Origin of the sequence: Micromonospora sp. NPDC049101 (assembly GCF_040648675.1) — a bacterium.
Lineage (GTDB): Bacteria > Actinomycetota > Actinomycetes > Mycobacteriales > Micromonosporaceae > Micromonospora.
Genome location: NZ_JBEZED010000014.1, coordinates 46,956 through 58,937 on the forward strand (window position 1 = coordinate 46,956; position 11,982 = coordinate 58,937).

At 71.7% G+C, this 11,982-nt stretch carries 10 protein-coding genes; 8 read left to right on the forward strand and 2 right to left on the reverse strand.

Annotation, left to right across the window (positions count from 1 at the left end; translation table 11 throughout):
• The first annotated feature begins 51 nt into the window (after positions 1-51).
• The 8 genes from efeU to raiA all read left to right on the forward strand — a co-directional run bounded on the left by efeU (position 52) and on the right by raiA (position 9,526).
• A complete protein-coding gene (efeU, locus tag AB0B57_RS20355; RefSeq protein ID WP_357071739.1) occupies positions 52-954 on the forward strand; it encodes an iron uptake transporter permease EfeU in 903 nt (300 codons plus the stop codon).
• 23 nt (positions 955-977) lie between these two features.
• Positions 978-2,111 carry an iron uptake system protein EfeO gene (gene efeO / locus AB0B57_RS20360; RefSeq protein ID WP_357071742.1) on the forward strand — a complete coding sequence of 378 codons (1,134 nt, stop codon included), beginning with the start codon at positions 978-980 and terminating at the stop codon, positions 2,109-2,111.
• A gap of 25 nt (positions 2,112-2,136) precedes the next feature.
• Complete coding sequence (efeB, locus tag AB0B57_RS20365; protein WP_357071745.1) at positions 2,137-3,414, forward strand: iron uptake transporter deferrochelatase/peroxidase subunit; 1,278 nt, start codon at positions 2,137-2,139, stop codon at positions 3,412-3,414.
• A gap of 209 nt (positions 3,415-3,623) precedes the next feature.
• The gene (mtrA, locus tag AB0B57_RS20370; RefSeq protein WP_110564421.1) at positions 3,624-4,313 is read left to right on the forward strand and encodes an MtrAB system response regulator MtrA; all 690 of its coding nucleotides are present in this window, start codon (positions 3,624-3,626) and stop codon (positions 4,311-4,313) included.
• Positions 4,314-4,325: 12 nt separating this feature from the next.
• Positions 4,326-6,083, forward strand: coding sequence for an MtrAB system histidine kinase MtrB (mtrB, locus tag AB0B57_RS20375; RefSeq protein WP_357071749.1), 1,758 nt, complete (start codon positions 4,326-4,328; stop codon positions 6,081-6,083).
• Positions 6,080-7,894 carry an LpqB family beta-propeller domain-containing protein gene (locus AB0B57_RS20380; RefSeq protein WP_357071754.1) on the forward strand — a complete coding sequence of 605 codons (1,815 nt, stop codon included), beginning with the start codon at positions 6,080-6,082 and terminating at the stop codon, positions 7,892-7,894. Before mtrB ends, AB0B57_RS20380 begins: the two co-directional genes overlap by 4 nt.
• Positions 7,895-7,936: 42 nt before the next feature.
• Positions 7,937-8,641: a ComF family protein gene (locus tag AB0B57_RS20385; protein ID WP_357071756.1), complete on the forward strand. Its 705-nt coding sequence runs from the start codon at positions 7,937-7,939 to the stop codon at positions 8,639-8,641.
• 243 nt (positions 8,642-8,884) lie between these two features.
• Positions 8,885-9,526: a ribosome-associated translation inhibitor RaiA gene (gene raiA, locus AB0B57_RS20390; RefSeq protein ID WP_357071759.1), complete on the forward strand. Its 642-nt coding sequence runs from the start codon at positions 8,885-8,887 to the stop codon at positions 9,524-9,526.
• 59 nt (positions 9,527-9,585) lie between these two features.
• Here the strand turns inward: raiA and AB0B57_RS20395 are convergent, their stop codons facing one another.
• Both AB0B57_RS20395 and AB0B57_RS20400 read right to left on the reverse strand, forming a co-directional pair.
• Entirely contained in the window at positions 9,586-10,698 is a 1,113-nt protein-coding gene (locus AB0B57_RS20395) for a GNAT family N-acetyltransferase (RefSeq protein WP_357071762.1), read from the reverse strand.
• Positions 10,695-11,837, reverse strand: a complete 1,143-nt coding sequence (locus AB0B57_RS20400; RefSeq protein WP_357071765.1) for a GNAT family N-acetyltransferase — start codon at positions 11,835-11,837, stop codon at positions 10,695-10,697. Before AB0B57_RS20400 ends, AB0B57_RS20395 begins: the two co-directional genes overlap by 4 nt.
• Positions 11,838-11,982: the final 145 nt, after the last annotated feature.

The window sequence follows — 11,982 nt, forward strand, 5'->3', positions numbered from 1 at the left end:
GTATGCCTGCCCTAAGTTGGTTGAGGCGTACCTGATGAACTCGGAGCCCGGATGTTCGCCACCTATCTGATCGGCCTGCGGGAAGGCCTGGAAGCCACCCTGGTGGTCAGCATCCTGGTCGCCTTCCTGGTGAAGTCGCAGCGCCGGGATCGGCTGCCCCAGGTCTGGGCGGGTGTCGGCCTGGCCGTGGTGCTCTCGGTGCTCTTCGGCTGGCTGATCGAGTACACGTCGACCTCGCTGCTGTCCCGCTCCGAGGACCGGGAGTTGTTCGAGGCGATCACCTCCGTCGCCGCCGTGGTCTTCGTCACCTGGATGATCTTCTGGATGCGCCGGGCGGCCCGGACCATCGCCGGTGAGCTGCGCGGCAAGCTGACCGAGGCGCTGGCCGTCGGCTCGTTCGCGGTCGCCGGGATGGCCTTCCTCGCGGTCGTCCGGGAGGGCCTGGAAACCGCGCTGATCTTCTACTCGGCTGCCCAGGGCGCGGCCGGCGACAGTGGTCCGCTGCTCGCGTTGGTCGGCGGCGTCGTCACCGCCGTGGTGCTCGGCGTGCTGCTCTACGCCAGCGCCCTGCGGATCAACCTCGGCAAGTTCTTCACCTGGACCGGCGCGCTGCTGATCCTGGTCGCCGCCGGCATCCTCAAGTACGGCGTCCACGACTTCCAGGAGGCCGGTGTCCTGCCCGGCCTGAACGACCTGGCCTACGACATCACCGGCACGCTCGACCCGACCACCTGGTACGCGGCCCTGCTCGCCGGCATGTTCAACGTGACGCCCGCACCCACCGTGCTGGAGACGATCGCCTGGATCGGGTACGCCGTGCCGGTCCTCCTGCTCTTCCTACGGCCGGCCCGGCGCAAGCCGGCACCTGCCCCGACCACCACCGTCACCGAGCGCGGGGCCGACACCGGCACCGAGGCCGAGGCCGAGGCGGCAACCGCGCCGCAGCGTGCCTGACCCCACGAGGAGAGACAGCTCAGATGCGTACCACCCGATTTTTCGCGCTGGCCGCCGTCGGCGTGCTGGCGACGGCCGGGGTGACCGCCTGCTCCGGCGGCGACAAGGACGACCCGGCCGTGGCCGGCGGCCCGATCGCGGTCAAGGCGACGGACACCGCCTGTGAGGTCGGCACCACCGACCTGGGTGCCGGCACCGCCACCTTCAAGATCACCAACTCCGGTGCGAAGGTGACCGAGTTCTACGTCTACGCCGACGGCGACCGGGTGCTGGGCGAGGTGGAGAACATCGCCCCGGGCCTCAGCCGTGAGCTGCACGTCGAGTTGCCGGCCGGCACGTACCAGACGGCCTGCAAGCCCGGGATGAGCGGCAAGGGCATCCGGGGTGCGCTCAAGGTCAGCGGCTCGGCGCAGCCGCTCACCGCCGACGCCGCGTTGGCCGGCGCGGCCGAGAACTACCAGCGTTACGTCAAGAGTCAGACCGAGGCGCTGCTGGACAAGACCGAGGAGTTCGTGACCGCGGTCAAGGCCGGCGACGTGGCGAAGTCCAAGACGCTCTACCCGGTCGCCCGCACCTACTGGGAGCGGATCGAGCCGGTGGCCGAGATCTTCGGCGACCTCGACCCCAAGATCGATGGCCGCGAGGAGGTCATCGAGGAGGGGATGGAGTTCACCGGCTTCCACCGGATCGAGAAGGACCTCTGGCAGTCCGGCGACATCAGCAAGGACGGCCCCATCGCCGACCGCCTGCTTGTCGACGTCAAGGAGATCGTGACCAAGGCCAACGCCGAGAAGCTCTCCCCGCTCCAGCTCGCCAACGGTGCCAAGGAACTGCTCGACGAGGTGGCCAGCGGCAAGATCACTGGCGAGGAGGACCGCTACTCGCACACCGACCTGTGGGACTTCGCCGCCAACCTCGAAGGTTCCAAGGCCGCCGTGTCCGCCCTGCGCCCGGCCCTGGAGCAGCGCAACCCGGAGCTGGTCAAGCAGTTGGACACCGAGTTCGCCAACGTCGAGACGCTGCTCGGCAAGCACCGCGACGGCGACGGGTGGAAGCTGCACACCGCGCTGAGCAAGGACGAGCTCAAGGAGCTCTCCGACGGGATCAATGCGCTCGCCGAGCCGATCAGCAAGGTCGCCGCGGCCGTCGCCAAGTGACCAGGTAGCAGAAAGAGTTGGTGGGATGAGCGGGAGCAGGTTGACCCGGCGGCGGGCGATCACGCTCGCCGGCGCCGGCGTGGCCGGGATCGCCGGGGTGTCGGCAGGTGCGACGGCGTTGGTCAACGGCTCCCGTGGCCCGGCCGGGGCGAGCGACCACCCGGCCGGGGCGGTGCCGTTCCACGGCGAGCACCAGGCCGGCATTGTCACCCCGGCGCAGGACCGGCTGCATTTCGTCGCCTTCGACGTGATCACCAAGGATCGGGCCCGGCTCGTCGAGTTGCTCGAGGAGTGGACCGCCGCCGCCGCCCGGATGACCGCCGGGCGGGACGCCGGAGTGCTCGGCGCGGTGGGCGGGATGCCGGAGGCCCCACCGGACGACACCGGCGAGGCGCTCGGCCTGCCCCCGTCGCAGCTCACCCTGACGATCGGCTTCGGGCCGACGCTGTTCCGCGACGCCGACGGCCGGGACCGCTTCGGCATCGCCGACCGGCGGCCCGCCGCCCTCGCCGAGCTGCCGAAGTTCCCCGGCGACGCCCTCCAGCCGCAGCTCTCCGGCGGTGACCTCTGCGTGCAGGCGTGTGCCAACGATCCGCAGGTCGCGGTGCACGCGATCCGCAACCTGGCCCGGCTCGGCATGGGTGTGGTGAGCGTCCGCTGGTCGCAGCTCGGCTTCGGGCGTACCTCGTCGACCTCCCGTGACCAGGCCACCGCACGCAACCTGTTCGGGTTCAAGGACGGTACGGCCAACCTCAAGGCCGAGGACACCGAGCTGCTGCGCGACCAGCTGTGGGTGCAGCCGGGCGACGGGCCGGACTGGATGACTGGGGGCTCGTACCTGGTCACCCGCAAGATCCGGATGCTGGTGGAGACCTGGGACCGGACCTCCCTGGCCGAGCAGGAGGAGATCGTCGGCCGGACCAAGGGCAGCGGTGCCCCCCTCGGCCGGACCGACGAGTTCGACGAACCGGACTTCGCCGCGCGCGGCGCGGACGGCAAGCCGGTGATCGCCGAGCACGCGCACGTGACGCTGGCCCACCCGAGCCGGAACAGCGGCGCCCAGTTGCTGCGCCGGGGCTACAACTTCGTCGACGGCTCGGACGGCCTCGGCCGGCTCGACGCGGGCCTCTTCTTCATCGCCTACCAGCGTGACCCGCGTCGCCAGTTCGTCCCGATCCAGACCCAGTTGGCGCGGCACGACGTGATGAACGAGTACCTGCGGCACGTCTCCAGTGGGGTGTTCGCCTGCCCACCCGGGGTACGCGACGGCGGGGACCACTGGGGGCGCGCCCTCTTCGGCTGACCTGGGCCTGGTTCCCAGACTGCGGTGGCGCCGGCTGGCGTCGAAGGGGGATCATGGTGGCAGCCTGGCCCGGGACGTCATCCGTGCACCAGGCACCGCAGCACGTGGCGCCGCCGCCGCGGGTCGCGGTGACAGGTTCTTCGGCGGCGACACGCGTTACCGGCGGACGCCGGTCCCACCGAACTGACTGAGGATGCAATATTAATCCCATGAGAGCCCGCGTACTGGTGGTCGACGACGACCCCGCGCTCGCCGAGATGCTCGGCATCGTCCTGCGCAGCGAAGGCTTCCAGCCCTCGTTCGTGGCGGACGGCGAGCGAGCGTTGGCCGCCTTTCGTGACAGCCGTCCCGACATCGTGCTGCTCGACCTGATGCTGCCTGGTATGAGCGGTATCGACGTCGCCCGGTCGATTCGGGCGGAGTCCGGCGTGCCGATAGTCATGCTGACCGCCAAGAGCGACACCGTGGACGTCGTGCTCGGCCTGGAGTCCGGCGCCGACGACTACGTGGTCAAGCCGTTCAAGCCCAAGGAGCTGGTCGCCCGGATGCGGGCCCGCCTGCGCCGAGGCGAGGACGTCGCTCCCGAGATGCTGACCATCGGGCCACCGGACAACCAGATCACCATCGACGTGCCGGCGCACACCGTGAGCCGCAACGACGAGGAGGTGAAGCTGACTCCGCTGGAGTTCGACCTGCTGGTCGCGCTCGCCCGCAAGCCCCGTCAGGTCTTCACCCGCGAGGTGCTGCTGGAGCAGGTCTGGGGCTACCGGCACGCGGCCGACACCCGCCTGGTCAACGTGCACGTCCAGCGGTTGCGCGCCAAGATCGAGCCGGACCCGGAGCGACCGGAAATCATCCTCACCGTGCGGGGCGTGGGATACAAGGCGGGGACCGGATAGCCTGGTCGCACTGTGTCGACCTCGCCGCCCCCGCACCCCCAGAGCACGGCTGCCCGCCGGCCCAGCGCCGGCGGGGAGTTCTGGCGCGCGGTGAGTGGCCGGGTCGCCCGGGTGGTGGCCCGGGTGCACCAGACCTGGCGCCGTTCACTTCAGGTCCGGGTCGTGACCATCACGCTCGTCGCGTCCAGTCTGCTGGTCGGCGGGTTCGCTTTCCTGATCGCTGACAAGATCAGCACCATCCTGCTCGACAACGCCCGCAGCGACGTCCGGCAGCGGGTGACCAGCGGTGCGAGCTACGCGGCCAAGCAGGTCTCCCTCTACGGTCAGCCGCAGGAGGCGCAGCTCCAGGAGACCATCGACGGCACGGTCAACTACCTGGCCGGCGGTGACCCTCAGCAGACCAGCGGCGTGGTGGTGGCGATCACCGCCGACGGCTACCACAACGACATCCAGACCCGCACCGCGCCATCGGCGAACGTCCAGTCGCTGATCAGCCCGGAGCTGCGGGCCGCGATCGCCGACGGCAAGGTGGCCAGCCAGATCCGCACCGGGCGGCTCACCGGCGAGCCCACCAAATACCTGGTGTACGGCTCACCGGTGCCCACCCGCTTCGGCCAGATCGAGCTCTACTATCTGGTGCCGTTGAGCCGGCAGGACGTCACCGCCGCCGACGCACGGGCCACAGTCGTGGCCACCGGGGTCGCCCTGGTGATCCTGCTGGGGCTGCTCGCGGCGCTGGTCACCCGGTTGGTCGTCAACCCGGTCCGGGTCGCCGCACGGACCGCCCAGCGGCTCTCCGCCGGCCTGCTCGACCAGCGGATGATGGTCAACGGTGAGGACGACCTCGCTCTGCTCGCCGCCTCCTTCAACCAGATGGCCACCAACCTGCAACGGCAGATCCTGCGTCTGGAGGAGATGTCCCGACTACAGCGCCGGTTCACCTCCGACGTCTCGCACGAGCTGCGTACCCCGCTGACCACGGTACGGATGGCCGCCGACCTGATCTTCGCCGAGCGCGACGAGTTCGACCCCGCGGTGGCCCGCAGCGCCGAGCTGCTGCAGGCCGAGTTGGACCGCTTCGAGGAGTTGCTCACCGACCTGTTGGAGATCAGCCGCTTCGACGCGGGCTTCGCCATGCTGGACTCCGAGCCGACCGACCTGGTGCCGGTGGTGCACCGGGTGGTCGACCGGCTGGCTGGCCTGGCCGAGCGGGTGGGCGTCCCGATCGAGCTCGACCTGCCGGGCACGCCGGTGATCGCCGAGGTCGACCCGCGCCGGGTCGAGCGGGTGTTGCGCAACCTGGTCGGCAACGCCGTCGAACACGGCGAGGCCCGTCCGGTGCTGATCACCCTCGGGGTGGACGACACCGCCGTGGCGATCACCGTCCGCGACCGTGGCGTGGGGCTCAAGGCAGGCGAGGAGAAGTTGGTGTTCAACCGGTTCTGGCGGGCAGACCCGTCCCGGGCTCGGCAGACCGGGGGCACCGGGCTGGGCCTGTCGATCAGCCTGGAGGACGCCCGGCTGCACGGCGGCTGGCTGGAGGCGTGGGGTGCTCCCGGGCAGGGCGCGCAGTTCCGGCTCACGCTGCCGGCCCGTGCCGGTGACCGGCTGACCACCTCGCCGCTGCGGCTGGTGCCGGCCGATGCCGCGCTGCCGTTCGGCGGTCCCCGCGACGGTGGACCGCTGGCCATCGGGCCCGGCACCGGTGGGGCGTTGGCGATCGACCCGGCGCCGACCGGGGACGGGCAGCGGGCGGAGGTGCGCTCATGAGACGACCGGCTCTGGTCGTGGCGTTCGGCGTGGTGGTGCTGCTGGGCGCCGGCTGCGGCATTCCGGCGGCCTCCGACGTGCGGGTGGACGGCAAGGGCGGGGCCGCGACCGAGGCCGGCATGGTCAACGGTCCGGGCAACGAGCCGCCGACCCGAACGGCCAGCGGCAGCGTCAACGAGGCGTTCGTCCGCAACTTCCTGTCCGCCGCCGCGGGTGAGCCGGATCGGGCGTACGAGCGGGTCAAGGCGTACATCGCCCCGGAGCACAAGTCCCGCCTCCAGGACAAGAAGGGCAGCGAGGTCGCGTTGAACGTGGTCCGGCTGCGCGAGGCGGTCTACACCCTCAACAGCGACTCGACCACCACCGTGAAGATCACCGTGCAGCAGATCGGTGTGCTGCGGGCCAACGGCACCCTCGCACCACCGGTGGCGACCGAGACGGAGTACGAGTTCGGTCTCCGCAGCGCGGCGTTCAACGGCGGCGTCAACGACGAGCGTGCCGGGTTGTACGTTCTCGACCCGCCGAACGTGCTGCTGCTCAGCGACGTCGCCCTTCGTCGCTACTACCAGGACGAGTCGATCTACTTCTGGAGTTCGGACCGCACCCGCCTCGTGCCCGACCAGCGCTACCGGCCGCTCGCGGTGCCGGACGAGCGCCGGGTCAACGAGGTGGTCAAGTGGCTGGTCGGCGGCCCCTCCGAATGGCTGCGCCCGGGTGTCGTCGGGCTGCCCGACCGCACCGAGCTGATCAACAACGCCACCGGCGGCAACGGCCGGTGGGAGGTCAACCTGGACATGTCCGGCGACGACCAGAACGGCATCGACCAGTTGATCACGCAGATCGCCTGGTCGTTGGGGGACCTGCCGGGTCAGCTGGAGGTGCGGATCCGCAACAACTCGCTACCCGTCCAGGACCTGAGCGAGCGACGGGACTCCGTCGAGCTCTACCCGAACGCCGAGAGCCCGCAGCGGTTCGGCCTGTACGAGGGCGCCATCCATCCGCTCGACTTCGGCAGCGAACTCAGCGGCGCCGTGCCGCTGGCACCCGAGGCCAACCGCAACATCGTCTCCGCCGACCTGGCGGTGGCCAAGGGGGAGCGGGTCCTCGCCGCGATGGTGGTCAAGGGCAGCAGCGAGGGTGGGCACCGGCTCGCGGTGGGCGCGAGCGCCGCGCCGATCTCCGCCATCAACCGCAGCACGTCCGAATACTCCTCGATGAGCCGTCCGGTCTGGTTGCGTGCCGTCGACGCGCGCCCCGGCCGTGGTCTGGTCGTCGCCGACGGGCAGCTCTACCGGTTCGACGAGTCGGCGCGGATGTATCAGGTGCCGCTCAACCTGCCCGCCGACGTCACCGCGGTGGCCGCCGCCCTGGACGGCCAACGGGTCGCGCTGATCGCCGGTGGCCGGCTCTACGTCGCCGCCGTCAACCCGGATGGCGGGGGCGTCTCCGTCGGCCCGCCCCGGCAGCTGGCCACCTCGCTGACCTCCCTCACCGCTGTCGACTGGGGCAGCGAGGACCAACTGGTGGTGGCGGGGTCCGTCGGTCAGCCGGCGATCTACGAGATCAGCGTCGACGGTGCCCTGGAGACGCCGCTACGTACCGACCTCGGTGCCAAGGTCACCCACCTGACGGCGTACCCGACCAACCGCACCATCCGGGTGCCCAGTGGCGCCTACATGTACGAGGCGAACGGGGTGGCCTACCGCAGCAGCCCCTTCGAACGGATCGAGCCGGACAGCGTGCGGGACATCGCCCCGGTCCCGACCGGCGTGCGCCCGAGCAACCCGTCGGCACCGTTCTTCCTCTACTGAAGCGATGACCGGGCACTGACGCGATGACCGGCTACTGACGCGATGACCGGGCTCTGGGCCGACCTGGCCGACCTGGTGTTGCCCGCCACCTGCGCGGGTTGTCGGGAGCGCCGGCCCGGCCTGCGGCACGGGGTCTGCCCGGCCTGCGTCGCGGCGCTGGGCGCACTGCGCCCCCTGTCGGTCCGCCCGACACCCGCCCCGCCGGGCCTGCCGGCCTGCGTCGCCCTCGGCCCGTACGCCGGTCCGCTGCGCGAGGCTCTGCTGGCGTACAAGGAGCACGGCCGGCACGGCCTGGCCCGCCCGCTCGGCGCACTGCTCGCCGAGGTTGTCGCCGCCGCGGTCGGTGCGGCGCGGCCCGTGGCGCTGGTGCCGGTCCCGGACACGGCGGCGGCGGCCCGGTCCCGCTACGGGGACCACCTGGACCGACTGGCCCGACACTGCGCGGCCCGACTCAACCGGGGCGGCTGGGCGGCGCGGGTGCACCGTCCGCTGCGTGCCCTGCCCCGGCCCGACTCGGTCACCCTGGACAGCGCCGGCCGGGCGGCGGCGGCCGAGGCGGCTTTCCGGCCGCGTACCACTGTGGGTTGGGGTCGTGCCGCCGACCCGGCGCCGGTCGTGGTGCTGCTGGACGACATCGTCACCACCGGCGTGACCCTGGCCGCCGCGACCCGGGTGCTGAGTGCGACCGGATGGGTGCCGAGTGTCGCCGCGGTGCTCGCGGCGACCCAAAAAAGACACCACTTGTAACAGACCGTGTTTCCGTTTCACCCATTGGTGTATGAGCTGCGAAAAATCCTGAGAGTCTTGGCGACTTGGGGTGACTGCCGGGCGAACAGGAGTTAGCGTTTCGCTGTCGGGGGTAGGAGGTCGTTCCAACGCCCTCGGCGGTGAGAGGAGGCGTAGCCGTACCAACCGGTCGACGCCAGCGGGTCCCCCCACGGCGCGCGACCGGGTTACCGGATCGAAGACCGTCCGAACAAGGGAGGTCACGTGGACATCGTGGTCAAGGGCCGAAACGTCGAAGTGCCGGACCATTACCGGGTGCACGTAGCCGAGAAACTCGCAAAGATCGAACGCTACGACCACAAACTGATTCGCGTCGATGTCGAGCTGTTTCACGAGCGCAATCCGCGCCAGGCCGAACACTGCCAGCGGGTGGAGATCACCTGCGTTTCCCGAGGCCCGGTGATGCGGGCCGAGGCCTGCACGAACGACTTCTACAGCGCACTCGACGCGGCCATCGCGAAGCTCGACACCCGGCTGCGCCGCGCGGCCGACCGCCGCCGCGTACACCGGGGTCGACACGCCCCGATCTCCGTCGCCGAAGCCACCGCGAATCTGCCCGTCGCGGACCTGGTGGCCACCCCGCTGAGCGCGCCGCTCGACGGCGCCCGCGCCGGCACCGCCGTCGCGGAGCGGGTCGAGGAGGAGCACGACGACCAGCCCTGGCACATCGCCCGGGAGAAGGTGCACCCGGCGGAGCCGATGACGATCGACGACGCGCTGTTCGAGATGGAACTTGTCGGCCACGACTTCTACCTGTTCCAGGACAAGGAGTCCGGCCGCCCGAGCGTCGTCTACCGCCGCCACGCGTACGACTACGGCATCATCTCCCTCGCCACCGACCGCTAACCGAGCCACGTCGACCGGGAGTTGTGGCAGGACAACGCCTGCCACAACTCCGTGGTCCGTCAGCGCGGGTCGGCCGACAGCAGCGCGAAGGTCAGGTCGTCCAGGCGGGCACCGGCCAGGCCGGGCAGCCGCCCGCGCTGCAGGGCCTCGCGCCGGAACCCGACCCGCTCCAACACGCGGTGCGACGCGGTGTTGTCCGGCACCGTGCCGGCGGTCAGCCGGGCGACACCAACCGGCCCGAACGCCCAGTCCACCAGCAGTCGGACCGCCCGGGTCGCGTACCCCCGGCCGCGCCAGTCGGGCAGCAGGGCGTAGCCGACCGACGCCTCGCCGGCGGCCACGTCGGCGTACGACAACCCGCAGCTGCCCACCGGCTCCCCGCTGGCCGCGTCCGTGATCAGGAGTCGGGCGATGTCTCCGGTCAGCCAACCGCTCTCCGCGAGACGACAGCGTCGCTCGATCGCCTCCCGCGTCGGCGGCACGGGCGGCGCCTGGTTCGCCACCACCTCGGGTCGGCTGTGCAGCCGGTACATCAGGTCGGCGTCGTCCGGCGCGAGCCGGCGCAGCGTCACCACCTGGTCGGTGAGCACCCCGCCGGGCAGGTCGGGCAGCAGTCGGACGGTCGGTCGGTGCGGGTCTTCGGCGAGACGTACCCAGGCCAGCAGGTCGTGCCGACCCCCGTCCTGGCCCGACCCGGCCGACCGGCGCGAACCCTCGTGGCGGAAGCCGGCGGCCAGCGCGACCCGCTGGCTCGGGCCGTTCTCCGGCTCGGTGAGCAGCTCCAGCCGAGCGGTTCCGGTGGCGAACGCGTGCTCGCTCAGCGCGCGGGTGGCCGCGGCGGCCAGTCCGCGCCCACGCGCCGCCGGCCGCAGCCAGTAGCCGATCTCGGCCTGGCCACGCGCGGGCACCGGGTTGTTCAGCCCCACCGCGCCGAGCAGCCGGTCGGTGGCCGGGTCCGCGACGGCGTACGCCGCGCCGCCGCCGGTCCAGGCCGCCGGGGCGCCGACGTCGATCCACCACCTGGCGTCGGTCCGGGTGTACGGCGTGGGCAGGTTCGAGACGAACCGTTGGGTCAGCGGGTCCGCGCAACCGTCGACCACGTCGGCGGTGTCCTCGGCCCGGAAGGGACGCAGCCGCACCCCGTGCGCCTCCACGACCTGCCGGAGCGTCATACGAGGTCCTCGGCGAGCAGCGCGGCCACCCAGGCGTCGACCCGTTCGCCCCGGTGCTGCACCCCGCCGCGGGCGGTCCCCTCGAACGTGAAGCCGGCCTTCTCCGCCACCCGGCGCGAGGCGGTGTTGCCCACGTTCGCCTTCCACTCGATCCGGGCCAGGCCCAGCGTGGCGAAGCCCCAGGTGCTGAGCGCGACGAGCGCGGCCGGCAGGTACCCCCGGCCCCGGGCCGCCGGGGCGGTCATGAAGCCGACGTCGGCCTGCAGGGCGTCGGTGGGGGAGAGTCGCAGGTCGATCGTGGCGGCGTACCTGTCGTCCGGGTCGGCGACCACGAAGCAGGCGGCCTCACCCCGAGCCCAGGCGTCCTGGCCGTAGACCTGGTAGCCCTGCGCGTCGGATCGCTCGTACGGGTCCGGCACGGTCGTCCAGCGGATGCTCTCCGGATCCCGGCAGGTCCGCACCACGGCGTCCAGGTCGTGCTCCTCCATCGGTCGCAGGCGCAGCTCACCGGCCCCGGCGGTGGCGAACAGGGTGGGCTGCGGGCGGCCGAAGACGGCGGCGCGCCGGGCCGCGAGGGTGCCGTGACCAGCAGGTCCGGTCGCCCCGGGCGCGGGCACCTCGCCGGGCAGCAGGGAGCCGATCCAGCCGTCCGCGCCGGACTGTGTCGCCGGGTTGGCCAGGCGCAGCCGGCCGTCGATCCGGAAACCGGCCCGGAGGGCGACCAGCCGGGAGACGTGGTTGCCCACCTCGGCCTGCCAGATCAGCCGGCGCAACCCGAGGGTGTCGAAGGACCAGCGGGCCACCGCCCGGGTGGCGCGGACCTGCACGCCCCGGCCGCGCGCCCAGGGGGCGGTCCAGTAACCGACCTCGCCGGTGCCGTCCCGGTCGATGGAGATCAGCCCGCACGAGCCGAGCAGTTCACCGGTCGCCGGGTCGCAGACCGCGAACGGCGCGCCGGTGCCCTCCGCCCAGGCCGCCCTGCTCATCTCGGTGACGAAGCCGAGGGCATGTTCGGGCAGGTACGGGCGCGGCACGGTGGTCCAGCGCTGAATGTCCGGATCCTGGCACGCCTTGTGTACGGCGTCGGCGTCGCTGTCCCGCCAGGGCCGCAACAGCACGCCGTCCTCAGTGATCTCCACGGGCTCCACCCGTGCATCCTGCCGCAGCGTTCGCCGACGGCGTAACCGGATAACGTTTGGGGTGTGCGCAGGACGCGAAGTATGTCGGGTTCGGCGGAGTCGACCACCGCCACCAGTGACCATCGGGCCGATGGAGCGCCTACGA

Excerpts from the sequence above, each read along its gene's own strand:
- efeO (WP_357071742.1), top strand. The coding sequence starts at position 978 with ATGCGTACCACCCGATTTTTCGCGCTGGCCGCCGTCGGCGTGCTGGCG.
- AB0B57_RS20385 (WP_357071756.1), top strand. The coding sequence starts at position 7,937 with ATGACCGGGCTCTGGGCCGACCTGGCCGACCTGGTGTTGCCCGCCACC.
- AB0B57_RS20380 (WP_357071754.1), top strand. The coding sequence starts at position 6,080 with ATGAGACGACCGGCTCTGGTCGTGGCGTTCGGCGTGGTGGTGCTGCTG.
- AB0B57_RS20395 (WP_357071762.1), bottom strand. The coding sequence starts at position 10,698 with ATGACGCTCCGGCAGGTCGTGGAGGCGCACGGGGTGCGGCTGCGTCCC.
- efeB (WP_357071745.1), top strand. The coding sequence starts at position 2,137 with ATGAGCGGGAGCAGGTTGACCCGGCGGCGGGCGATCACGCTCGCCGGC.
- mtrA (WP_110564421.1), top strand. The coding sequence starts at position 3,624 with ATGAGAGCCCGCGTACTGGTGGTCGACGACGACCCCGCGCTCGCCGAG.
- efeU (WP_357071739.1), top strand. The coding sequence starts at position 52 with ATGTTCGCCACCTATCTGATCGGCCTGCGGGAAGGCCTGGAAGCCACC.